Raw genomic sequence first — 23765 nt, 5'->3', positions numbered from 1 at the left:
GTTCGGGAGCGCGCGCGGGCGCGCGGGTACGCGAGCGGGGGCGGGGGTGCGGGATCCGGAGGCCTGAGCGGGTCGGGGGCCGACGGCAGTGGGCCGGGCGCCGCCCGCGGCTACAGCGAGCGCTCGGCTGCGGTTCCGGCGAGCTCGCACAGCGCGGACCGCGCCTCCGCGGGCATCGGCACGGCGTCCAGCGCGGCGGCGGCCCGGGCGATGCGCTCCCGGATCATGTCCTCGACCTGCTGCCGCGCCCCGCAGCGCTCCATCAACTCACGTACGGCCGCGGCCTCTTCCTCGGCAAGGTCGGGCCGGCCGACCAGCTTGGCGAGCAGCCGCCGGTCGTCGGCGCCGGCCGCCGCGACGGTCAGCGCGAGCAGCGCGGTCGGTTTGCCGTCCCGCAGGTCGTCCACGTTCGACTTGCCGGTCCTGGCCGGGTCACCGAAGGTGCCCAGCAGGTCGTCGCGCAGCTGGAAGGCCTCGCCGAGCGGGAGCCCGTACGCGGAGAAGGCATCCAGCAGGGCGCGGGATCCCCCGCCGAGGGTGGCGCCCAGGTGCAGCGGCCGCTCGACGGTGTACTTGGCCGTCTTGAAGCGGGCCACCTCCAGCGACTCCGCCACCTGAGGCTCCCGGGCCGGCTGCGCCCGGGTGCGCAGCACCTCCAGGAACTCGCCCGCCATCGTCTCGCGCAGCAGCGTGGACCAGAGGGGGACGGTCCGGGCCAGATAGGCGCCGGGCAGCCCGCAGGAGCTGAAGACGTGTCCGGCGTACCCCATCAGCAGGTCGCCGAGGATCATCGCGAGGGCGGTGGAGCGCTGTCCGGCGGCGGCGAAGGCGGCATGCGCGGTGAGCCGGCCGTGCCGCATCCGGCTGTCGTCGATGATGTCGTCGTGGGTGCAGGCGGCCGCGTGGACGAGCTCCATCGCGGCCGCGGCCCGGATCACGCCCTCGCAGTCGGGCTGCCCCGCCGCCCGCCAGCCCCAGTACAGGTACGCGGCCCGGATCCGCTTCCCGCCCGCCAGCGAGCGGCGCAACTGCTCGGACAGCGGGAAGAGTTCGACGTGCAGCCCGAGCAGCGCCTGTTCCTCCTCGTCGGCCAGCCGGACCAGCACCTCGTCGATGCGCTCCTTGAAGCCGGTGTGGTCATGCACGGGGGTGGCCCTCGCCCGCGACGCGCTCGGCGGCCCGCCGGGCCATGGTCTCCAGGTGGTTCTCCGTTCCCGCGCCCGCCCGGCGGGTGGCCAGCTCGCCGCGCTTGCGCAGTTCCACGACCCCGTCCGTGAGCAGGTCCCGCAGGTCGGGGCGGCGCAGTACGTCCTGGGCCCGGTCGGCGGACTGCCGTAACTGGTCGAGGGCCAGATCGGCGACCCCGGCGGCGAGGAGCGTCAGCAGCTCCAGGGTCACGGCGGGCTTGCGGTCCCCGGCGGGCCCGTGGTCCCCGGTGGGCGTGGCGTCCTGGGCGGCGTCCTGCGGCCCGGGCTGTGCGGGATGCCCGGGCTGTCCGGGCCGTTCGCGTCCGGTCTGGGACATGCTCGGTGCACTCCTGCTGGCGTCGGGCCGTCACGGCGTCGGAAGGGGCGGTCGCCGGATGCTCCGACGGCCGCCCCTGATCGTTCCGGACAGTCAACCGAGTGCCCGTCCCGTGCGTCGAACCGCAGGAGGGTTTCTCCCTCGCACGGGTACCGGGATTCCCACGGGCGGGTGATGATCAGAGCATGATCCGACCGCCGCCGCGCCGGGTGGTGTAGAAGGTCAGCGGGCGCCCCCCTCCCAGGACTTCAGGGCCGTGGCGACGGCCGTGGCCAGGGTGTGCGGATCCCCGCTCGGGCCGTTCGCCCCGCTCGGATGCCGGGTGGTGCGCCGGGCCCAGTCCTCCTCGTACGCGTGCCAGTCGATCTCCCGGGGCGCCGCCCGCCGGACCAGTGACTCCTCGAGCGTCTCGAAGTAGGCCGCCCAGCGGGGCGCGTACAACTCCCCGACCAGTCCGCTCCATTCGCGGTTCGCATAGTCGTGCAGGAAGCCGCCCTCGCTGGTGCTGCGCCGGCCCCACACACTCAGGATCGAGCGGGCGTCGTACTCGTACCGGTCCTGCTCGGCCTCGTCCGCGCCCCAGGAGCGGGCCGCGGAGAGCCAGTTGCCGAGCAGGAAGTTCGGGTCGGAACCGGTGATCGCATCCAACTGCCGCTCCCCGTCCGCCCATTGCCCGGTCAGCTCGCGGAACCGGGCCAGGTCCTTGGCCTCGTAGGCCGCCTTGATCTTCGGCAGCAGCACCCGCGAGTGGTTGGCGAGGGCCTGCCGGGCGGTGTCCACCAGGTCGAAGCGGTAGGCGCTGGAGCCGCGCAGCTTCGGATCCACCTTGAGCAGGTGGTCCAGGGCCCGGCGGACCGCATCGGCCGGGTAGCGCATCGACTTGGGGCTCCAGTACGCCGAGCCCACCGCGGTCAGGCCGGGCCGGGCGGTGAACAGGCTGTCCTGGGACTCCGACCACAGGCCCGAGGAGGTGCTGTAGGGGCCCTTGCGCAGCTCCTCCCAGGCGGCCGCCGCCTCCTTGTCGGGCCGCCCGTACCGGCGGCCCGCGAAATCGGCGAACCACGTGCGCTGGTCGATCGTCCCGGGCTCCCAGGCGAGATCGGTGAACAGGTCGAAGGCGGCCGGGTTGGTGCCGGTGGCCTCCGGCAGGTAGGCGATGCCCTTCAGCGCACTCTTGGTCTTGGCCCGCCAGGGACCGAACCGCTCGATCCACACCGAGGAGTTGGCGCCGATCGTGGTGTGCCCGCCGAAGTTGTAGATCGTGCCCATCGCGTACGGGGCCCCGCCCCAGCGCGCCTCGCGGTCCAGGCGGTTGTAGCGGTCGGACAGCCCGTCGAGGATGAGCAGCTTCGAGGTGTCCACCCCGGCGAGCAGCTCCGCCTTCGGGCTGTCCTGCCAGCCCAGCACCGCCCACATCGCGCCCGGGTGCGCGGCGTGCAGCGCCGACTGGACGGCGCCGGCGGCCGCCTTCACGTCGACATTTCCCGCCTTCCCGCCCTCGTGCAGCGGGCTCATCCGGTACATCGTGCTGTCCCCGAACACGGCGCGCTGCTCCGCGTAGTACGTGGCGGCCAGCTTCCCGAACACCGGCGAGGACGGGTCCAGCCAGTCGGGCCGGTCGAAGCCCGCCCAGTCGCCCTGCGCCACCGTCGTCCCGCCCGGGTTGCGGGCGGCGAACCCCGGCGGCACCGTGCCGAAGTAGCCCGGCAGCACCGGGGTCATGCCGAGCCCGCGCAGCTGCTCGGCGATCCGCCCGCCGAGCTCGGCGCGCTCCTGCATCAGCCGCTCGGAGACCGGGCCGCCGAATCCGCTCAGGTTCTGCAGCAGCCACCAGCTCTGGTGGCCGGGGCCGGGGATCCACTCGCGCAGCTCGGCGGCGGAGTAGCCGAAGCCCTGGAGCGCCCGGTAGTAGGGGTACTCGGCGCCGGCCTGGACGAACACCTCGTTGATGCCGTGCAGGGCGAGCAGGTCGATCTGCCGCTGGTGCTGCTCGAAGGTGCGGTACGGGCCCGAGTAGCCGTCGTCGGTGTCGTTGAGGGCGTAGCGGTGCGGGACGAGCGCGCTGCGGGTGACCGGCGCGGGCACGGCGGGCAGCCGCGCGGGCAGCATGCCGATGCTGTCGCCTGGCCAGCCGATGTCGGCCCCGGCGATGTGCTGGAGGTACCAGCCGACACCGGTGAGCAGGGTGGCGCCGGTGGACCCGCGCACGGTGACGGCGCCGGCCGAGCCGGACACCGTGAACGTGTCGGCTCCGGCGGCCGGATCGGGTACGAGGGTGAACTGGGCGGCATGGCGGGGCAGCAGCCGCTCCAGCGCGGCCCGCGCGGGCCCGGCGTCGAAGGCCCGGGGCTTCGACGCGCCGGGGGAGCCGCGGTGTGCCGGGCCGCGCGCGTGGTCCCGTACGGGCGCGGGCGCGGGGCCTCGTACGTGGTCCGCGTCGGCCACGTCGGCCAGTGCGGGGGAGCCGGCGCAGAGCAGGGCCAGCAGCGTGGCGAGGGCTGCCCGGCGGCGCAGCTGCGCGCGCCGCCGGCGCCGGGGCGGGGAGTTCGTCATCCGATGAGTCACCGATCCGTGGTCTGATCCCGGTCTGATCCGGACCTCGTCCCGTGCCGGGGCCCGTGGGTCCGGTCTGGTCGTGCTGCGTCGTGCGTCGTGCGTCGTGCGTCCTGCGTCGTGGGCCGGTGGCCCGATGCGCGATCGGGGCCGCCGACCGGGCGCTGTCCGGGGTCGGCCCCGGACGGCAGCCCCGGCGGGTCGTCAGACCGGCAGGGACCAGGCCTGGTCGACACGGTGCTCGCCGCAGTCGGTCAGCCGCAGCCGCTCGGCCGCGGCGTCCGGGGTGGCGGCCGCGGCGGGAGCCGTCAGGCACAGCCCGCTCACGTCCTCGACCAGCGCCCCGTCCCGGCGGTGCGTCCAGCCCTGGCCCGGCTCGCCGGGCGCGCAGGCGGCCAGTTCCACGACTCCGTCCTCACCCGCCGACAGGCACTTGCCGGTCAGGCGTACGCTCGCCTCCGGCCCCAGGACCCAGCGCTGGTCGGCGGCCGCAGTGCACGGCGCAAGGACCACCGCGCCCACCCCGGAGGTGTTGACCCCGTCCACGCACTGGGCGCCGTTCCCGGTGATCTGCCCGGTCGGGACGGCCGCGCCGCACCCCTCGCGCGGGGTGAGCCGGAAGACCGCCGTGTCGTGCGCCGCCACCTTCCCCGTCAGGGAGGTCGAGACTTCGGTGCTCCTGCCGCTCCACAGGTCCTTGGCGTCGACCGTGCAGGAGTACAGCCCGATGTCGGAGAGCGGTACGGAGATGTCCCGGGTGCCGGCGGACCGGTTGAGCACGGCGACGGCGCGGTCGCCGTTCGCCAGCGGCCGCGCGAGCACCTCGAAGGTGGCGTTGGCGGAGAGCACCGCGCCCTGGCGGCCCATCGGGTCCTGGTCCAGCGCGATCACGTCGGTGTTGCCCAGGGCGGCCAGCCCGGCCGGGGTGAGCTTCGAGACGTCGGAGGACAGGATGAACGGGGCCGCCATCATCGCCCACAGGCCCACCTGGCTGCGGCTCTCGGCCTCGGTGAGCCCGGGGGCACCCGCGATCAGGAAGTCGGGGTCGTTCCAGTTGCCGGGACCCGCGTACCGGCCGAGCCAGCGGTTGTAGCCGTAGTTGCCCAGCACCGAGCTCCACCGGGAGGTTGCGGGCGCGGTCGCGTTGTAGACCTTGATGTCCTTGCCCTCGCGCCACAGCTGGCCGGTCTCGCCGACCCAGCCGAGGACCTTGTGCCAGTCGGAGCCGCCCCACTCGCCCTGCTGGAAGTAGGCGGGGGCGGAAGCCGAGAGCACCATGTCGCGGCCGCTCGCCCGCAGGCCTTCGGCGACGGCGTTGTACGCGTCGCGGTACGCCTGCTCCTTCGTCTTCCCGGGCGGCACCCACAGGTTGCAGCCGTCCATCTTGACGTAGTCGACCTGCCACGACGCGAACTGCCGCGCGTCCTGGGCGTAGTGGTCCGGGCCGCCGCCGTCGGGGGAGCCGCTGCCGGGGTAGCGCTCGCAGGTGAGGGAGCCGGCGTCCTCGTAGATGCCGAACTTCAGGCCCTTGGCGTGCAGGTACTCGCCGAGCCAGGCCATGCCGTGCGGGAACTTCTGCGTGTCGACGACCAGGCTGCCGTCCGCGTCCCTGCTCTTGGTCATCCAGCAGTCGTCGACGGTCACCGTGTCGTAGCCCTTGGCGGCGAGGCCGCTGGACACCAGTGCGTCGGCGTTCGCGACCACCTTGGCCTCGTCGATGTCGCACATGTAGTGCGCCCAGTTGTTCCAGCCCATGGGCGGGGTGAGCGCGAGCGGGCTGTCCGAGGTCGCGTAGGGCTCGGCCGCCGCGGGGGCGGGGGCGAGGCAGAGGGCGAGCAGGGCGGCCGCGGTCAGGCAGGGGAGCGACGCACGCAGGCGAGGCGGCACGGAGACTCCTTGAGGTGGGGCTGCAGTGCGCTCAGTGCAGCGGTGCGACTACCCGCTGTCAACATAAGTCGATGGTTATGGCTCAATGACCAGCAATATGGCCGTAGTCGACGTCACACGATCGGGGTGAGGCAGCGGCGATACGTCGTATGTTCCATCGTCTGATACGATGTATCTCATGCCGAGGAGATCAGCCGCCCTGGACCGCGCGACGCCCGACGCGATCGCCGTCACCGCCCTGCGCCTCCTCGACGAGGAAGGGCCGAACGCGCTGAGCTTCCGCGCCCTCGCAGACCGGCTCGAGGTCTCCCACGCCACCGTCCAGCGCCGCTGCACCGACCTCGCCGGACTGCTCGACCTGTGCACCGAGCACCTCGCCGGGCAGCTGCCCGAGATCCCGGCCGGGACCGGCTGGGCCGAGGCCACCGAGCTGCGGTTCACCGCCCTCTACCGGCTGCTCACCGCCCACCCCGGGCTGCTGGTGCTCCGTGGCGGCCGCCCCTGGCTCGGCCGCCAGCTGCTGGCCCGGCTGGTCGAGCCCGCGCTCGCCGACAGCGTGGCCGCCGGGATGACCGCCGCCGAGGCGATGACCGCCTACCGCCGTATGTACCTGCTCACCCTCGGCAGCGCCGCCTTCGTGGACCACCGGGATCCGGCCGGAGCCACCGCCGCCTCGCGGGCGGCCCTCGCCGCGCTGGATCCGGAGCGGTTCCCCGTGCTCTCGGGCGGGCTGGCCGACGTACTGCCGGCCCTGACCGACCACGAGGTGTACTACGGCGCCCTGCGCCAGCTGATCGAGGCCAACCGGCCTGCCGCCGCCTGAAGCCGCCCGAAGTCGCCCGAAGTCGCCCGAAGGGACCCCGTCATGGACGTCATGGAACAGCAGCTCGACTACGCCGCCGTACGCGCAGCCGCCGACCGGATATCCGGGTCGGTCCGCCCGGTTGCGGTGGTGCCCGCCGCCGAGGGCCTCTGGTACGCGCTGGAGTACCTCCAGCACACCGGGTCCTTCAAGGCCCGCGGCGCCCGCAACTTCCTGGCCGCCCACCGCGAGGCCGGCACCCTCCCGGACGCGGGCGTCACCATCGCCTCCGGCGGCAACGCGGGCCTCGCCTGCGCCTGGGCGGCCCGCGCGCAGTCCGTCCCCGCCACGGTCTTCCTGCCCGCCAACGCACCCCGCGTGAAGGTGGAGAGGCTGCGCGGCTACGGCGCCGACGTACGGCTCGTCGGCGACCGGTACGCCGAAGCGCTGGCCGCCTGCGAGGAGTTCGCGGCGGCCGGCGGCGCGCTGAGCAGCCACGCGTACGACCACCCGCTCATCGCGGCGGGCGCGGGCACCCTGCTGGACGAGATCCGGGCCGGGCTGCCCGGTCTGGACACCGTGGTCGTCGCGGTCGGCGGCGGCGGGCTGTTCGCCGGTGTCGCCGCCGCGGCCCGCGAACACGGCGTACGGGTGATCGCGGCCGAGCCGGAGAACTGCCGGGCCCTGAACGCGGCATTGGAGGCGGGCCGGCTCGTCGATGTGGCCGTGGACTCGGTCGCCGCCGACTCGCTGGGCGCCACCCGGGTCTCGGCTGCTGCGCTGGCTGCCGCGCAGGAGAAGAACGTACGGTCCGTCCTGGTCCCGGACGCCGCGATCACCGCAGCCCGGCGCGCTCTGTGGGAGGAGCACCGGATCGTGGTGGAGGCGGGCGCGGCCACGGCCCTGGCGGCCGTACGGAATTCGCCCGAGCCGCTGGGCGAGCGGGTGGCCGTCGTCCTGTGCGGGGCGAACACCGACCCCGGGGACCTGACGGCCCCCGGCAACTGACGGTCGGGGAGGGGGGCGGGCGTCAGTCTTCGTCCGCGCCCTCGCGTACGACGACCACGGTGCTTGCCGCGTACTGCACCACCTGCTGGCTGACCGAGCCGAGCAGGGCGCCCTTGAAGCCGCCGTAGCCCCGGGTGCCGACCACCGTCAGGTCCGCCTCATTGGAGGCGTCCACCAGCACCTGGGCCGGCGAGCCCTGTTCGACACGGCGGAAGACGGGGACGCCGGGCGAGGTGCCGACCGCCGAGGCCACGGTGTCCGCCAGCTTCTGGCGGGCCGTCTCCTCGGCGCCGACCGGATCGCCCTGCATGCCCGTGGTCGCGCCCGTGCTCGTGTTCGTGCTCGTGCCCAGGGCGAACGGATTGGTGTTCCACTCCCAGCTCATGACGGCGTGTACCCGCCCGCCGATGGCCTTGGCCTGGGCGACGGCCCAGCGCAGGGCTTCCTTCGAGTGGTTCGAACCGTCCACGCCGACGACGATCAGAGGCTCGATGGTCTCACTCACGGTGGGTTCCTCTTGTTTCGTCCGTATCGTCCGTATCATCCTTTCCTCTTGTATACACGGGCGAGGGGGCCTGACCTCGAACGACGATCGTTGCGGGTGCCGAAGACTTTGGAGGACAGCGCTCGGTCCCCGTGGCTTGCGAAGGTCTGGGTGTCAACGAGGATCGGCAAGGTACGGAGGAACGGACGTGGCGCAGCGCAACGGCTGTCTGATCGGCTGCGGAGTGGTGCTGGTGCTCGGCCTCGCGGCCGTTGCGGCACTCGTCTTCGGCGTCGGGAAGGTCGTCGACGCAGCCGGCAAGACCATGCTCGAACCCGGCGTCTACCGGTCGGTGAACGTCGGCGACCCGGAGGACGCGGTCCGCGCCAAGATGCCGTCCGGCGAGAGCTTCATCAAGGGCGCCCTGAAGTCGGGCGGCCCGGCCGAACCCGAGGGCACCGTCTGCTCCTGGTACATATCCGCCGCGGACAGCAAGGACGGGGAAGAGACCGTGTTCCGCTTCTGCTTCAAGGACGGCAAGCTCGCGGAGAAGGTCGAGTACCGCATGAAGTAGCGGCCTCGTGGAGCCGGGCGGGGGCGGGGGCGGGGGTGAGGGCGAGGGCGAGGCGGGTGGTGGTCTGCGGGGCGGTGACTTCGGGGGTCCGTGGCTGACTGATCGGGATCGGGGAGGGTTGGGGGTTTCCCGCCAGTCCCATAGTCCTTCCGGTGCGGGCCGGTCCCTCAAGGGCGCTCCCTGCGGTCGCGTCGCTGCGCGATGGCCTGCGGCCACCCTTGACCGACCGTCCCACCCCGGAAAGACAAGGACTGCCGGGAAGCCCCAAAGGAACGGTCACCTGGGACAGATCGACATGCGGGTCCATCGGGGATGCAGGGGCCTGGTCCCGGCTGTCCGGATCCCCACGCGGGGCCCATGAGCAGGCCCCTTCCGGGTCGGGGCCCGGCCAACCCGCACCTGGCGGCGACGAGAACGGCATCGGGGGTGGTCCGGCGCGTCGGCTCGGTATGCGCTTCCCCACGTCGGGCGTCGTCCGCCTGCTGGTTGGCACCGTCCGACCGAACCCAGGCAGCCGAAGTGCGTAAGGGGCTTTGGCGCGGCCTCTGGTAAACCGCATTAGTGCGTCGCCTCTCGAACCGCCCATAAGAAGTCAACATCTGACGCCGGAGCAGATTTGTTATGGAATCGATATCACTTCGGATCGGTTAACAACTAAAGCGCATTAGTGCAGGTCGCTGCGGTGTTGACTCTGTGGGTTTCCTCTGCCTGTCGGCCCGCTGTCGTGATATGAGACCTACGGGTACCCGCCCATCGGGACTTTGGCCGCATTGACGCGATCGCGATGTGGGGTCAGCGTGGGCTGCGCGCTCCGGCAGTGAGGCCGGAACTCCCCCTGAAGGTGGCGACGATGACCCGTTCGAACGCGACCCGTACAGCCATCGCCACGCTCGTGGCCGGCACGCTCCTCTCGGTCTCCGCCTGCGGAGTGAGCGGGGGCGCCGCAGATGTGCCGGAGGCGAAGAAGAGCGGCAAGGTGGCCGGCGAGATCACCTTCCGCACCCTCCAGCTCAAGCCCAAGTTCACGGCGTACGTCCAAGGCGTCATCGACGCCTTCGAGAAGAAGTACCCCGAGGTCAAGGTCAGATGGGAGGACGTGCCCGGCGACGGCTACAACGAGAAGCTCGTCGCCGACGCCCAGGCCGGAGCCCTCCCCGACGTGGTCAACCTGTCCACCGACTCCTTCCAGCTCCTCGGCGACCGCGGCCTGCTCGCCGACGTCGCCAAGCTCGACCCCGAGGTCGCCAAGGAGTACGTCCCCGGGGCGTGGGAGCAGTTCAAGCTCCCGGGGAAAGGCGACGGTGTGTATGCGTATCCCTGGTACGTGACCCCGGAGATCCTCACGTACAACAAGGAGCTCTTCGAGAAGTCGGGCCTGGACCCGGCGCAACCGCCGGCCAGCGTGGAGCAGTTCTTCGACTACGCCGACAAGATCGCCGCCTCGTCGGGCGGCCGGTACTCCGCCTTCATGGCCGACCCCAAGGGCCGGCTGCCCGGGGACTGGCAGAAGATGGGCGTGCCGATCCTGAACGAGAAGCGGGACCGGTTCGTCTTCGACACCCCCAAGGCCGTCGAGTGGGTCGAGCGGATGAAGGACCTGTACGCCAAGGGCGCCATGCCCAAGGAGTCCCTCCTCAAGTCCGACGACATCAACCAGCTCTACGGCGGCGGCAAGCTCGTCTTCGGACCCGGTTCCCCGGGCTTCGTCAAGGACATCAAGCAGAACGCCCCGCAGGTCTACGCCGGCACGCAGGTGGCGGGGGCCGTCACCGGCAAGCTCGGCCACATCGGCATCTACGCCCAGTCGCTCGGCATCAAGAAGGACACCGAACACCTCGACGCGGCGAGCGAGTTCGCCAAGTGGGTCACCAACGGCCCCAACCAGGTGGAGTTCTCCAAGAACGCGACCATCTACCCGTCCAACGCCCAGGGCCTCGCCGATCCGCGCTTCGCGGACCGGGGCGACGGCAAGGACGCCGAGACGGTCGCCCGCGCGGTCGGCGCCGAGCAGCTGAAGAGCGCCGCACTCGACGCCAACACCCCCGTCCAGTGGTCGAACCAGGTCGGCGACGCGGTCGTCCGCGAGATGCAGAAGGCGATCCAGGGCGAGCAGGACCCGAAGACGGCCGTGCGCAAGGCCCAGGAGGAGGCGAACCAGCTGCTCGCCAAGTCGGCGCAGAAATGACGCGCGCCGCCAGACGGCGCCGCAAGGCCCTCGCGGCCATGGAGGTCGAGACCGGGCTGGTCCACCGCAGCTGGTGGACCCCCTACCTCTTCCTCGCCCCCGGCCTGCTGATGGTGGCGCTGTTCAGCCTCTGGCCGTTCGTCAACACCGTCATCCTCTCCTTCACCGACGCCCAGATCCTGCGCGGCGGCACCTTCGTCGGCTTCGACAACTACACCCGTGCCTTCGCCGACCCCGACTTCTGGACCGCCACCGGCAACAGCGTGCTGTACCTGGTGGTCGTGGTGCCGTGCCTGGTCCTCCTCCCGCTGGCCCTCGCCGTGCTCGTCCAGGGGAAGATCCCCGGCATCGGGTTCTTCCGCTCCGCCTTCTACACCCCGGTGATCGCCTCGGCCGTGGTCGTCGGCCTGATCTGGCAGTGGGTGCTGCGCAGCGACGGGCTCGTCAACACCGTGTTCCGGAGGCTGAGCATCGTCTCGGAGCCGATCCCGTTCCTGACGGACAGCACCATGCTGCTGGTCTCCGCGATGATCGTGACCGTGTGGAAGGGCCTCGGCTACTACATGGTGTTCTACCTCGCCGCCCTCGGGAACGTGCCGGCCTCCCTCTACGAGGCGGCGGCACTCGACGGGGCCGGACCCGTACGCCGTTTCTTCAGCATCACCGTCCCGCAGGTGAAGCCGATGATGCTGCTGGTCGGCACGCTCTCCGCCATCTCCGCGCTGCGCGTCTTCACCGAGATCTACATCCTCGGCGGCGAGAGCGGCGGTCCCGGCGGCGGGGCACGCACCCTGCCGTTCCTCATCCGGCAGGTCGGCCTCGGATTCTCCGGCGAGACGGGTTACGCCTCCGCGATCTCGATCCTGCTGTTCCTGCTGACCCTGGTCTTCAGCCTGCTGGGCCGCCGCCTGTCGAAGGGGGACGAGAGGTGAGCACCGCGACACGTACCGCGCCACCTGCCTCGGCCTCAGCACGTACCGCGACGCGCGCCGGCGCCGACCGCAGGCGCCGCCGGATCGGGCTCGCCGCCCGGTACGCCACGCTGATCCTGATGCTCGTCGTGATGCTCGGCCCGATCGTCTGGCAGTTCCTGACGTCGATCCGCGGCCGTACCGAGAACGTGTACGACGGCGTGCTGCCCTCGCAGCCCACCCTCGGCAACTACGCCCTCGTCGCCGACTCGTTCCCGCTGCTCCAGTACGTCGGCAACACGCTCGTGGTGGCCGTCCTCGCCATCACCTCGAACATGCTGTTCGCCGCGATGGGCGGGTACGCCCTCTCCCGGGCCGGCTGGAAGGGCCGCAAGAGCGTCTTCACGGTGCTCGTGGCCACCCTCATGTTCCCCTTCGAGTCCGTGATGATCTCGATGTTCCTGACCGTCCGCGAGATGGGCCTGGTCGACACCCTCGTCGGCGTGTGGCTCCCCGGCGCGGTCTCCGTCCTCAACATCATGATCATGCGCTCGGCGTTCCTCGCCGTGCCCAAGGAGGTGGAGGAGTCCGCGGTCCTGGACGGCGCCGACGAGTGGACCCGGTTCACCCGTCTCTTCCTCCCCGCCGCCAAGGGGGCCCTGGCCGTCGTCTGCATCACCAGCTTCATGGGTGCCTGGGACGACTTCCTCTGGCCCCTGCTGGTCCTCACCAACAGCGACCACTACACGCTCCAGCTCGGCCTGAAGACCCTGGCCGGCGCCAGCACCACCAACGACCAGCGGATCATCGCCGCCGGCGCGATGGCGGCGCTCCTGCCGATGATGCTGCTCTTCTTCGCCCTCCAGCGTTTCTTCTTCAAGGGAGTGGGCGAGGGAGCCGTCAAGACCTGAGCCGTCCCGCCTCGGCCGCCCGCCCCTCCCGTACGCCCGCCCCTCCTCCTGCCGTCACCCGACCTCCCTCCCTTGGAGCAGCCGTCATGCACGACGACCGCAGCATCACCGAACACCGCCTGCGCAGGGTTCTCAAGGAGCGCATCAAGCCCGCCGTCCACTCCCGCCCGGTCCCGCTGGAGATCGGGCGCTGGGAGGCTCCGGGTGAGCCCGTGCCGGTCGCCGCGGGTCTGGCGGCTGCGTACGGGCCCTGCGCGATCGGCGAGACGTGGGGCCCGGCCTGGGGAACCACCTGGTTCAAGGTCACCGGTACCGTCCCGGCAGCCTGGGCGGGCCGTACGGTCGAGGCCGTCCTCGACCTCGGCTTCGACCGGATGATGCCCGGCTTCCAGTGCGAGGGACTCGTCCACCGGGCCGACGGCAGCGAGGTCAAGGCCCTCAACCCGTACAACGACTGGGTGCGCGTCGCCGACTCCGCCGCCGGCGGCGAGCAGGTCGAGTGGTACGTCGAGGCGGCCTCCAACCCCGTTCTGGTCGACCACTCCGCGACGTACGAGGGCGACCGGCAGACCAGCGGCGACCAGCCCCTCTACCGGCTCGCCCGGATGGACCTCGCCGTCTTCGAGACCGAGGTCTGGGAACTCGTCCAGGACCTGGAAGTCCTCTACGACCTGATGATGCAGCTCGGCGAGGCCGACGCCCGGCGGTACGAGATCCTGCGCGCCATCGACGCCGCCCTCGACGCGGTGGACCTGGGCGATGTCCCCGGGACGGCGGCCGCCGCACGCGCACGGCTCGCCGGGGTGCTCGCCGCCCCGGCCAACGCCTCCGCGCACCGGATCAGCGCGGTCGGCCACGCCCACATCGACTCCGCCTGGCTGTGGCCGCTGCGCGAGACGGTCCGCAAGGTCTCCCGCACCGCGTCCAACATGGTCAACCTGATGGACGGGCACCCCGAGTTCGTCTTCGCCATGTCGCAGGCGCAGCAGCTCGACTGGATCAAGACCCACCGGCCCGAGCTCTTCGAGCGGGTCAAGAAGAAGATCGCGGACGGACAGTTCGTACCGGTCGGCGGCATGTGGGTGGAGTCCGACACCAACATGGTCGGCGGCGAGGCCATGGCCCGCCAGTTCCTGTACGGGAAGAAGTTCTTCCTGGACGAGTTCGGCATCGAGACCCACAACGTCTGGCTGCCCGACTCCTTCGGGTACACCGCCGCGATGCCGCAGATCGTCAAGCTCTCCGGTTCGAAGTGGTTCCTGACGCAGAAGATCTCCTGGTCGCAGGTGAACAAGTTCCCGCACCACACCTTCTGGTGGGAGGGCATCGACGGCACCCGTGTCTTCACCCACTTCCCGCCCGTCGACACCTACAACAGCGACCTCGGCGGCACCCAGCTGGCCCTCGCGGCCCGCAACTACCAGGAGAAGGGCCGGGGTTCGCGCTCCCTGGCCCCCTTCGGCTGGGGTGACGGCGGCGGCGGCCCCACCCGCGAGCACCTGGCCCGGGCCAGGCGGCAGCGGGACCTCGAAGGCTCCCCGCGCGTCGAGATCGAGCGGCCCGACGCCTTCTTCGAGAAGGCGCACGCCGAGTATGCGGACGCGCCCGTCTGGGCTGGCGAGCTGTACTTGGAGCTGCACCGCGGCACCTACACCTCGCAGGCCAAGACCAAGCAGGGCAACCGGCACAGCGAATCGCTGCTGCGCGAAGCCGAGTTGTGGGCGGCCACCGCCGCGGTCCGGGTGCCGGGGTACGGGTACCCGTACGAGGACCTGGAGCGGATCTGGAAGACCGTGCTGCTGCACCAGTTCCACGACATCCTGCCCGGATCGTCCATCGCCTGGGTGCACCGGGAGGCGCGCGCGACGTACGCGGCCGTACGCGAGGAGCTGCGCGGGATCACCCTGGCGGCGCAGCTGGCCCTGGCGGGGAAGGGCACCGCGGAGCTCGTCTTCAACTGCGCCCCGCACGCCCGGCGCGGCATCCCGGCGGGCGGCGCCGGCCTGCCGGAGGGGGCGGGGCAGCCCGTCACTGCCGAGGAGCGGCACGGCGGCGGGCACGTCCTCGCCAACGGGCGGCTGCTGGTGGAGATCGACGGCCGCGGGCTGATCGTGTCGGCGTACGACCTGGAGGCGCGCCGGGAGGCGGTGGCCCCGGGGCAGGCCGCGAACCTGCTGCAGATCCACCCCGACTTCCCGAACATGTGGGACGCGTGGGACATCGATGCGTTCTACCGCAACAGCGTGACGGATTTGGTGGAGTCGGACGCGCTGGAGGTGGCGCAGACCGGGCCGGACGCGGTGACGGTCCGCGTCGCCCGCTCCTTCGGCCGGTCGACGGTGGTCCAGTCGATCACACTGCGGGCGGGGGCCAAGACGGTGGACATGGTCACCGAGGTGGACTGGCACGAGACGGAGAAGTTCCTCAAGGCCGCCTTCCCGTTGGACGTGAAAGCCGAACGGTCCGCCTCGGAGACCCAGTTCGGGCACGTCCACCGCGCCACCCACACCAACACCTCCTGGGAGGCCGCCAAGTTCGAGATCTGCGCGCACCGGTGGATCCACGTGGAGGAGCCGGGGTGGGGGACGGCGGTCCTCAACGATTCCACGTACGGCCACGACGTGACCCGCGACATGCGGCCGGACGGGGGCCAGACCACCACGGTCCGCCTCTCCCTCCTGCGGGCCCCGCGCTACCCCGACCCGGAGACCGACCAGGGCGCCCACACCCTGCGGTTCTCGCTGGCCCCGGGCGCGGGGATCGGGGACGCGGTGCGCGAGGGCCACGCGCTCAACCTGCCGGAACGGGTGGTGTCCGGGGCGGCTCCGGTCGCCCCGCTGCTCACACTGGACAACGACGCGGTGGTGGTCGAGGCGGTCAAACTGGCGGAGGACCGCAGCGGCGACGTGGTCGTCCGCCTCTACGAGTCCCGCGGGGGCCGCGCGACGGCCGTCCTGACGGCGGGCTTCCCGCTCTCGGCGGCGGTCGAGAGCGACCTCCTGGAACGCCCGCTGTCGGGCACGGCGGTCGGCGCCCCCACCCGGTCGGGCGCGGTCCCCCTGACCCTGCGTCCGTTCCAGATCGTCACGGTCCGCCTCCACCGCCGCTGATCCCCGCCAGCCCCCGGTCCGGTCACCCGGACCGGGGCCCGGCACGGTGACCGCGGCCCGGTAGGCCTCGGCCTTCACCGGCCGGCCGGCGGCGGGTGAACTCCGCTTCCCGAGTCATGCGGCGAGGAACGCCGAGACGGCCGCCGTGAATTCCTCGGGCGCCGCCGCGTGGATCAGGTGTCCGTACGGGAGGGTGATCAGGCGGGCGTCGGGGATGCGGGCGGCGATCTCGTCGAAGGAGGCGGCAGCGAGGTGGCTCGTGGGGCCGCCGTAGATGACGAGGGTGGGGGCGCTGATCCGCTCCAGGCCGGTCAGCCACGCCGGATCGGGCCGGTCGAGCTCCGCCCTGACGGCGAGCACCATCGCCCAGTCGAAGTCCAGCTCCCCCTCGGGTCGTACGGGGGCGGCGGAGATGCGGGGGAGCGGCGCGGGGGCGTCCTCCAGTACGAGCCGGCCGACCCGGCGCGGCTGCTCCGCGGCGACCAGGTACGCGACGACGCCGCCCAGGGAATGCCCGACCAGGTCGACACTGTCGAGCCCCAGGGCGTCCAGGAAGCCCAGGACGTCGTCCCGCATCAGCTCCGGCGAGTACTGCGCCGGCCGGTCGCTCAGGCCGTGCCCGCGCAGGTCGAGGGCGTACACGTGCCGGTCCCGCGCGAGTGCGTCCCGTACGCGCTCCCAGTCCGCGGCGCGCTCGCCCAGCGCATGCAGCAGGACAACGGGCGGGCCGCCCTCGGCCCCCGCCGCCTGGTATGCCAGCCGGACTCCGTTCACCGTCACGGTGAGGTCTTCTGCCATCCGGCCGAGCGTACGGGCAGCCGCGCGGAACGGCGTGGACGGGGTCGCGCCGGTGAAGTATGTTCCTGGCTGCCCGCCCCCGTCGGCGGGCTTCTTCATGTCACCGTGCGCCCGTGGGGGTTCCTCGTCATGTCCTTCGGTACCAGATCGCTGCCCCCGCTCGGCGCGCCCCCGGTACGCTCGCTGCTCCGCTCGCCCAAGGGCCTGGCCACCGCGCTGACCGTGCTGCTGGGCGTGTGCGCAGCGACCCGCACGCTCATGCTGGCCGCCGGGCTCAACCGGTACGAGGCGCTCGGCGGCGCCGTGGATCCGGAGCCGTCCTGGCGCCTGTTCTCGATGGCGATGGGCCTGGCGCTGCTGGTGATGGTGCCCACGGCCGTGGTGTTCATCGTCTGGTTCCACCGGGTCCGGGTGAACGCGGGTGTCTTCGCTCCCGAAGTGTTCCGCCGGGGCGCGGGCTGGGCGATCGGCATCTGGTTCATCCCGTTCGTCGGCTGGACCGTCCTCGCCCACGGGATCGCCACGCGCATGTGGACGGCCAGTGCGCCGAAGCCGCCCCGCGGCGTCGGCGCGTCCGTCTCCCCGGTTCCCGTCACCGCCTGGTCCGGCGCGTTCGGCGCGGCGATGCTGCTCTCGCTGGCCTCCAACCGGATCGGCGACAAGGCCCTGACGGAGGCCGGGCTGCGCGACGCGGTGCTGGTCGGCATGGCGTCGGACCTGGTCTACGCCGTGGCGGCCGGTCTCGCCGTCGTCTTCGTACGGAGGCTCTCGGCGATGCAGTCACGGGCGTGAACTCCGCCACAGCCCTCGCCCGGCCGGGCCCCTGACCCCGGGAAATCCCGGCCCGGCAGGCCCCCCGCAAGCCCGCCCCCGGTTATGCACCTAGTTGCAAAACCCTCCTCTCCTCGCTAGAACAGGTGCATCACCCCCGCGCGAGGAGGCGCCCCTCATGAGTTCCCAGAGCCGGTACCCGCACCTGCTGAGCCCCCTGGACCTCGGCTTCACCACCCTGCCGAACCGCGTGATCATGGGCTCGATGCACACCGGCCTCGAGGAGCACGCGGGCGGCTTCGAGCGCCTCGCCGCCTTCTACGCCGAGCGCGCCCGCGGTGGCGCCGGGCTGATCGTCACCGGCGGCATCGCCCCGAACGACGCCGGCCGCCCCTTCGAGGGGGGATCCCGCCTCACCACCGAGGAGGAGGCCGCCGAACACCGGGTGATCACCGAGGCCGTGCACGCCGAGGGCGGGAAGATCGCCATGCAGATCCTCCACTTCGGCCGCTACGCCTACCACAAGGACCTGGTCGCCCCGAGCGCCCTCCAGGCCCCCATCAGCCCCTTCGTCCCGAACGAGCTGAGCGACGTCCAGGTCGAGCGCACCGTCGAGGACTTCGTCCGCGCCGCCCGCCTCGCGAAGCTCGCCGGCTACGACGGCGTCGAGATCATGGGCTCCGAGGGCTACCTGATCAACGAGTTCATCGCCGCCGCCACCAACAAGCGCACCGACCGCTGGGGCGGCGCCTACGAGAACCGCGTGCGCTTCCCGCTGGAGATCGTCCGGCGCACCCGCGCGGCCGTCGGCGAGGACTTCATCCTCATCTACCGGCTCTCCATGCTGGACCTGATCCCCGGCGGCTCCACCCTCGACGAGGTCGTCCACCTCGCCAAGGAGATCGAGGCGGCCGGCGCCACCATCATCAACACCGGCATCGGCTGGCACGAGGCGCGCATCCCCACCATCGCCACCTCCGTCCCCCGCGGCGCCTACACCTGGGTCACCAAGCGGCTGATGGGCGCGGTCTCCGTACCGCTCGTCACCAGCAACCGCATCAACACCCCGGAGATCGCCGAGGAGCTGCTCGCCGACGGCCGCGCCGACCTGGTCTCGCTGGCCCGCCCCTTCCTCGCCGACGCCGACTTCGTCGCCAAGGCCGCCGCCGGCCGTTCCGAGACCATCAACACCTGCATCGGCTGCAACCAGGCCTGCCTCGACCACACCTTCAGCGGCAAGATCACCAGCTGCCTGGTCAACCCGCGCGCCTGCCACGAGACCGAGCTCGTGCTCTCGCCCACGCAGCTGAAGAAGCGCGTCGCCGTCGTCGGCGCCGGCCCGGCCGGCCTCGCCTGCGCCGTCTCCGCCGCCGAACGCGGCCACTCCGTCACCCTGTTCGAGGCCTCGGGCCACATCGGCGGACAGCTCGACATCGCCCGCCGCATCCCGGGCAAGGAGGAGTTCGAGGAGACCATCCGCTACTTCGGCACCCAGCTCGCCGCCCGCGCCGTCGACGTCCGGCTGAACACCCGCGCCGACGTCGAGACCCTCCAGGGCTACGACGAGGTCGTCGTCGCCACCGGCGTCACCCCGCGCACCCCCGACATCAAGGGCGTCGACCACGCCAACGTCGTGAACTACCTCGACGTACTGCGCGACGGAGCCCCCGTCGGCGAGCGCGTCGCCGTCGTCGGCGCCGGCGGCATCGGCTTCGACGTCGCCGAGTTCCTCACCGACAGCGGCGAGGGCGCCTCCCAGGACCCCGAGACGTACTTCCGCCACTGGGGCGTCGACACCTCGTACACCGGCCCCGGCGGCCTGACCGCCCCCGAGCGGCCCGCGCCCCCGCGCCAGGTCCACCTCCTCCAGCGCAAGACCACCAAGGTCGGCGCCGGCCTCGGCACCACCACCGGCTGGATCCACCGCGCGGAGCTCAAGCACCGCGGTGTCGTCTCGGTCGCGGGCGCCACGTACGACCGGATCGACGACGAGGGCCTGCACATCACCGTCGGCGAGGAGCAGCGGCTCGTGCCCGCCGACACGGTGGTGCTCTGCACCGGCCAGGAGCCGCGCCGCGACCTGTACGAGGCGCTGCTCGCGGCCGGCGGCCGGCCGCACCTGATCGGCGGTGCCGACGTGGCCGCCGAGCTGGACGCCAAGCGTGCGATCCGCCAGGGTACGGAACTGGCGGCGACCCTCTGATCCCGCCGGCCGGGCCGGCAGGTCGTCGCCGACCCGCCGGCCCGGCCGGAGCGCGTACTGCCCTGACGGATCAATGGTGTTGTGCGGCCCGGGCCGGGCCGCCACAATCTCCGGGTGACTCTGACACCCGCAGACGCAGACAAGATCCTCGCCGACAACTTCGCCCCCTGGGTGCTCGCCCTCGGGCTGACCGTCCAGGAGACGGGCGAGCGGCACGCCGTACTGCGGCTGCCCTGGTCCGAGGCGCTGGCCCGGGACGGCGGCGGTCTGTCCGGGCAGGCCCTGATGGCCGCCGCCGACACCGCCACCGTCATCGCGATCTCCGCCGCGCGCGGGGGGTACGGGCCGATGACCACCGTCCAGCAGTCGACCAGCTTCCAGCGGCCGGTGCTCGGTACGGACGTGCTGATCGAGGTACGGGTGACCAAGCTCGGCAAGCGGATGGCCTTCGCCGACATCACCATGACCCCCGAGGGCGCGCCGGAGCCGGCCGCCACGGCGTCGACCGTCTACGCCCTGCTGGGCTGAGCGCGGGTGCCGGACCAGGACCCCTCGCTCTGGCGGAACCGGGACTTCAACGTGTTCTGGCTCGGTCAGGCGCTGTCCGTACTCGGCGGATCGATCTCACTGCTCGCGCTTCCCCTGCTGGTGCTCGACGCCACCGGGGACGTCGTCCAGATGGGCCTGATCACGGTCGTGACTGGGGTCACCGGCATTGCGACCGGGATGTTCGCCGGGCATGTGGTGGACAGGACGGACCGGCGCCGCCTCATGATCACCTGCGATCTCGTACGGGCGCTGCTGCTGGGCGCGGTACCGCTCATCTGGCTGGCCGGGCCGCGGATCTGGGTGCTGTACGTGGTGACGGCGCTGGTCACCGCTCTGAAGACGCTGTTCGACGTGGCGTACGTGACGGCGGTGCCGAACCTGGTGCGCGGCGAGGACCTGACCGCCGCCAACGGGCGGCTGATGGGAACCTTCGCCGTCGGGACCCTGTGCGGGCCGGCGGCGGCGGGGCTCATCGCCGGCGGGGTGGGCGCGGACTGGGCCCTGGGGGTGGACGGTGCGACCTTCCTGGTCTCGGCAGTGAGCCTGCGATGGGTGGCCTTCGGGCGGGACGGTACCGACGAGTCGCGTGCCTCGAAGCCGCGTGCCGCCGAGTCCGGGAAGCTGCGGGAGGTGTTCGTGGTGGGCTTCCGCTTCCTGTGGGCCCACCCGGTGCTGCGCCCGCTGACCGTGCTGCTCACGCTGCTGACCTTCGTCACCATGGGCTCCACCGACCTGCTGGTCTACCGGCTCCAGGAGGAGCTGGGGCGGAGTGAGACCACTGTCGGCTTCGTCATCGCCGTGAGCGGGCTCGGCGTCGTCGGCGCGGCCTTCGCCGCCGGGCCGCTGCGCCGGACCTTCGGGTTCGGCGCCTGCTGGCTGGGTTCGGTCGCCATGATCGGCGTGGCGGTGGCGGGGACCGGCGTCAGCCGCAGCCTGCCGGTGATCGCCGTTCTGGCCGCCGTGTTCATGTTCGGGATGACCCTCGGCGGGGTCTGCTCCATGACCCTGCGCCAGGAGGTGACCCCGGACCCGCTGCTCGGCCGCGTCACCTCCGCCTTCTGGACCGTGCACAACGCCTCGGGCCCGGTGGGCGCGGCCGCCCTCACGGTGCTGGCCGCCCGGCACGGGGTCCCGGCGGTCAGCGTGGCCGCCGGGGTCTTCTGCCTGCTGATCCTCGGTGCGGGGCTGCTGACCCCGCTACGCGGCAGCCGGATCGCGGGCGCCCCGGTCGGGGACGCGGTCGCCGGATCCGCGGCCCGGGAGCCGGTCAGCGGCCGGCGGCCGCGGCGGCCGTGACGCCGGTGAGCTGCTCTGCCACGCGCGGCCCGCGCGGCCCGCGCGGCGCGCGCGTAGGGTGCGGTTCTGCGATCGTGGGTCGTGGGTCGTGGGTCGTGGGGAAGCGTACGGAGGAGCAGACATGTCCGGACAGTTCGAGGCGACCGTCGAGATCGACCGGCCCGTCGCGGAGGTCTTCGCCTACCTGGCCGACGGCCGCAACGACCCGCAGTTCAGCCCGCGGGTCCAGGAGATCACCCGGACGCCGGACGGCCCGACCGGAGTGGGCACGGTCTTCCGCAGCACGGTGAAGGACGCCGGCATGAAGACCGGCCGTGAATTCCGCATCACCGGCCTCGAGCAGCAGCGGCTGGTCCGCTGGACGGAGCAGAGCAAGAACCTGGTCACGGCGGAGGGCGGGTACGACTTCGAAGCCCTGCCCGGCGACCGCACCCGGGTCCGCATCTTCAACACCCTCGAAGGGCACGGGCTCGGAAAACTGCTGGTGGGCCTCGCGCTGAGCGCGGCACGCAAGGACGCCCCCGACTTCGGCCGCCGGATCAAGGCCGCCGTGGAGGCGTCCTGAGCGTCCTGAGCGGCGGCCGAAGCCTGCAGGGTCAGAACCTCCCGTCGGTGAGGACCGGGAAACGCTTCGGCGACTGCGGGGCGATCTCCGAGCGGCGCTCCTGCGAGCCCGGCGTCGTCCGGCACGTGACGTCCTGGGCGGGCAGCTTGCCCGTCGTCAGGTAGGAGTTGACCGTGGCGTTGGCGCAGGAGTTCGGGTCCGCGAGGTACACGCCGTGGCCCTCACCGCCCATCGCGAGCACCATTCGCGAGCCCTTGAGCGCCTTGTGCAGGCCCTGACCGCTGACCAGCGGGGTCTGGGAGTCCCACTCGTTCTGCACGGTCAGCACGTCGGTCTTCGTCTTCATCGGCGTCGCGGGCTCGATCGGCCGCCGCCAGTCGGAGCAGGGCTTGATGTTGGAGGCGAAGTCCCCGTACAGCGGGTACTTGGCCTTGTCCTTGGCGGCCTCCCGCGCATACTGCTCCGGGTAGCGGGGCCATTCCGTGTCCCCGCACACCACGGCCAGGAACACGGCCGTGCCGTTGTCCGACGCCGGCTCGGCGGCGGGCTTCAGCAGCTTCAGCTGGGGCGCGGTCGCCTTGACCGGCTTTCCGTCGGCCGCGTCCTTGAGCGCCTTGACGAGGGGCGCCGCCTGCGAGGGGTAGAAGAACACGCCCCGCGCGGTACGGATGTCGTCGCCCGTGAGCTTGATGCCGTCGAACTCGATCGGCTGCTTGTCCGCCCGGGCCACCAGGTCCCAGAAGGTCTTGGAGACCGCGTCCGGGGTGTCGCCGAGCTGGTACTCGGCCGCCCGCTCGGCCGTCCACTGCGTCCACCGCTCGAACGCCGGCTCCGCCTCGGTCGCCCACACCTGGATCATGCCGCGCCAGATGCGCTGCGGGTCCACGCCGCTGTCGAGCACGAAGCGGTCGCTGCGGTTCGGGAACATCTGCGTGTACACCGCGCCCAGGTACGTGCCGTACGAGTAGCCGACGTACGAGATCTTCTTCTCGCCCAGGGCGGAGCGGATCGCGTCCATGTCGCGCGCGGTGTTGCGGGTGGTGATGAACGGCAGCACCGGGCCCGCCTTCTCGCGGCACTTCTCGGCGACCGTACGCGCCCAGGTCACGTCCGCCTGGAACGTCTCCTCCTTGTACGGCCGGTCGATGTTCTGCTCGGCGTCGGTCAGCCCGCAGGTGATCGGGCTGGAGGCGCCGACGCCGCGCGGGTCGAAGCCGATCAGGTCGTACTGGTCGCGTACGTCCTTGGGCATCAGCTCGTTCATCATCAGCGGCAGATCGAGCCCTGAACCGCCCGGCCCGCCCGGGTTGAGCAGCATGGCACCGTGCCGCTTGGCCGGGTTCTCGCTCTTCATCCGCGATATCGCGAGGTCGATCGTGGCGCCCTGGGGGCGCCGGTAGTCGAGCGGGACCTTGATGGTCGCGCACTCGTACGAGGCCGGCTGGTCGGTGCTGCAGCGCTGCCACGCGGGCTTCTGCGGGGTGTACTCCGCGGGCGTGGCGGCGGCGGCCCCGGTCGCGGAGAGCAGGGGGATCGTGGTCGCGATCAGACCGGCGGCGGCGAGCATCGGGGCGAGGCGTTTCATGTTCACGAAGAGCGGTTTCCTTCCGTGAATTCGATGGCCTCATCACCTT

General features: G+C 72.0%; 19 protein-coding genes. 12 read left to right on the top strand and 7 right to left on the bottom strand.

All coding sequences use genetic code 11. The features are described from left to right. Positions 1 to 110 precede the first annotated feature (110 nt). The 4 genes from OHT74_RS07110 to OHT74_RS07095 all read right to left on the bottom strand — a co-directional run bounded on the left by OHT74_RS07110 (position 111) and on the right by OHT74_RS07095 (position 5964). Positions 111 to 1145 (bottom strand): polyprenyl synthetase family protein, encoded by a 1035-nt coding sequence (locus OHT74_RS07110; RefSeq protein ID WP_328619749.1) that lies wholly within the window; start codon positions 1143 to 1145, stop codon positions 111 to 113. Continuing rightward, positions 1138 to 1524 carry a hypothetical protein gene (locus OHT74_RS07105; RefSeq protein ID WP_328619748.1) on the bottom strand — a complete coding sequence of 129 codons (387 nt, stop codon included), beginning with the start codon at positions 1522 to 1524 and terminating at the stop codon, positions 1138 to 1140. Before OHT74_RS07105 ends, OHT74_RS07110 begins: the two co-directional genes overlap by 8 nt. Before the next feature lie 222 nt (positions 1525 to 1746). Continuing rightward, entirely contained in the window at positions 1747 to 4077 is a 2331-nt protein-coding gene (locus OHT74_RS07100) for an alpha-N-acetylglucosaminidase (protein ID WP_328619747.1), read from the bottom strand. Positions 4078 to 4281: 204 nt separating this feature from the next. Next, positions 4282 to 5964, bottom strand: a complete 1683-nt coding sequence (locus OHT74_RS07095; protein WP_328619746.1) for a ricin-type beta-trefoil lectin domain protein — start codon at positions 5962 to 5964, stop codon at positions 4282 to 4284. A 178-nt stretch (positions 5965 to 6142) separates the two neighbouring features. Between OHT74_RS07095 and OHT74_RS07090 the strand changes: the two genes are divergently transcribed. After that, positions 6143 to 6787 carry a TetR/AcrR family transcriptional regulator gene (locus OHT74_RS07090; RefSeq protein WP_266661659.1) on the top strand — a complete coding sequence of 215 codons (645 nt, stop codon included), beginning with the start codon at positions 6143 to 6145 and terminating at the stop codon, positions 6785 to 6787. A 51-nt stretch (positions 6788 to 6838) separates the two neighbouring features. Next, the gene (locus OHT74_RS07085) at positions 6839 to 7774 is read left to right on the top strand and encodes a serine/threonine dehydratase (RefSeq protein WP_328623269.1); all 936 of its coding nucleotides are present in this window, start codon (positions 6839 to 6841) and stop codon (positions 7772 to 7774) included. A gap of 22 nt (positions 7775 to 7796) precedes the next feature. Here the strand turns inward: OHT74_RS07085 and OHT74_RS07080 are convergent, their stop codons facing one another. Next, complete coding sequence (locus OHT74_RS07080; protein WP_328619745.1) at positions 7797 to 8279, bottom strand: universal stress protein; 483 nt, start codon at positions 8277 to 8279, stop codon at positions 7797 to 7799. A gap of 187 nt (positions 8280 to 8466) precedes the next feature. Here OHT74_RS07080 and OHT74_RS07075 point away from each other — a divergent pair, with 187 nt between their 5' ends. The 5 genes from OHT74_RS07075 to OHT74_RS07055 all read left to right on the top strand — a co-directional run bounded on the left by OHT74_RS07075 (position 8467) and on the right by OHT74_RS07055 (position 15949). Beyond that, on the top strand, positions 8467 to 8832 hold the full coding sequence (locus tag OHT74_RS07075; RefSeq protein ID WP_328619744.1) for a hypothetical protein: 366 nt from the start codon (positions 8467 to 8469) through the stop codon (positions 8830 to 8832). Between the two features lie 850 nt (positions 8833 to 9682). Next, on the top strand, positions 9683 to 11017 hold the full coding sequence (locus OHT74_RS07070; protein WP_328619743.1) for an ABC transporter substrate-binding protein: 1335 nt from the start codon (positions 9683 to 9685) through the stop codon (positions 11015 to 11017). Beyond that, on the top strand, positions 11014 to 11949 hold the full coding sequence (locus OHT74_RS07065; protein ID WP_443047299.1) for a carbohydrate ABC transporter permease: 936 nt from the start codon (positions 11014 to 11016) through the stop codon (positions 11947 to 11949). The genes OHT74_RS07070 and OHT74_RS07065 overlap by 4 nt, the downstream gene beginning before the upstream one ends. Then, positions 11946 to 12839, top strand: coding sequence for a carbohydrate ABC transporter permease (locus tag OHT74_RS07060; protein WP_328619742.1), 894 nt, complete (start codon positions 11946 to 11948; stop codon positions 12837 to 12839). Before OHT74_RS07065 ends, OHT74_RS07060 begins: the two co-directional genes overlap by 4 nt. Positions 12840 to 12925: 86 nt before the next feature. After that, a complete protein-coding gene (locus OHT74_RS07055; RefSeq protein ID WP_328619741.1) occupies positions 12926 to 15949 on the top strand; it encodes an alpha-mannosidase in 3024 nt (1007 codons plus the stop codon). A 114-nt stretch (positions 15950 to 16063) separates the two neighbouring features. On the opposite strand, the gene OHT74_RS07050 is transcribed toward OHT74_RS07055, so the two are convergent. Next, positions 16064 to 16747 carry an alpha/beta fold hydrolase gene (locus OHT74_RS07050; RefSeq protein WP_328619740.1) on the bottom strand — a complete coding sequence of 228 codons (684 nt, stop codon included), beginning with the start codon at positions 16745 to 16747 and terminating at the stop codon, positions 16064 to 16066. Between the two features lie 129 nt (positions 16748 to 16876). Between OHT74_RS07050 and OHT74_RS07045 the strand changes: the two genes are divergently transcribed. The 5 genes from OHT74_RS07045 to OHT74_RS07025 all read left to right on the top strand — a co-directional run bounded on the left by OHT74_RS07045 (position 16877) and on the right by OHT74_RS07025 (position 22131). Continuing rightward, on the top strand, positions 16877 to 17539 hold the full coding sequence (locus tag OHT74_RS07045; protein ID WP_328619739.1) for a DUF4328 domain-containing protein: 663 nt from the start codon (positions 16877 to 16879) through the stop codon (positions 17537 to 17539). A gap of 157 nt (positions 17540 to 17696) precedes the next feature. Then, positions 17697 to 19721: an NADPH-dependent 2,4-dienoyl-CoA reductase gene (locus OHT74_RS07040; RefSeq protein ID WP_328619738.1), complete on the top strand. Its 2025-nt coding sequence runs from the start codon at positions 17697 to 17699 to the stop codon at positions 19719 to 19721. Between the two features lie 114 nt (positions 19722 to 19835). Further along, entirely contained in the window at positions 19836 to 20249 is a 414-nt protein-coding gene (locus tag OHT74_RS07035) for a PaaI family thioesterase (RefSeq protein WP_266661645.1), read from the top strand. Positions 20250 to 20255: 6 nt separating this feature from the next. Next, a complete protein-coding gene (locus OHT74_RS07030) occupies positions 20256 to 21566 on the top strand; it encodes an MFS transporter (protein ID WP_328619737.1) in 1311 nt (436 codons plus the stop codon). A gap of 121 nt (positions 21567 to 21687) precedes the next feature. Continuing rightward, positions 21688 to 22131, top strand: coding sequence for an SRPBCC family protein (locus OHT74_RS07025; protein ID WP_328619736.1), 444 nt, complete (start codon positions 21688 to 21690; stop codon positions 22129 to 22131). Positions 22132 to 22162: 31 nt separating this feature from the next. Here OHT74_RS07025 and OHT74_RS07020 read toward each other — a convergent pair whose 3' ends face one another. Then, the gene (locus OHT74_RS07020; protein ID WP_328623268.1) at positions 22163 to 23716 is read right to left on the bottom strand and encodes an alpha/beta hydrolase; all 1554 of its coding nucleotides are present in this window, start codon (positions 23714 to 23716) and stop codon (positions 22163 to 22165) included. Between the last annotated feature and the right edge of the window lie 49 nt (positions 23717 to 23765).

The sequence above is a fragment of the Streptomyces sp. NBC_00354 genome (assembly GCF_036106915.1).
Lineage (GTDB): Bacteria > Actinomycetota > Actinomycetes > Streptomycetales > Streptomycetaceae > Streptomyces.
This window is presented reverse-complemented; position numbering and strand designations above follow the sequence as displayed.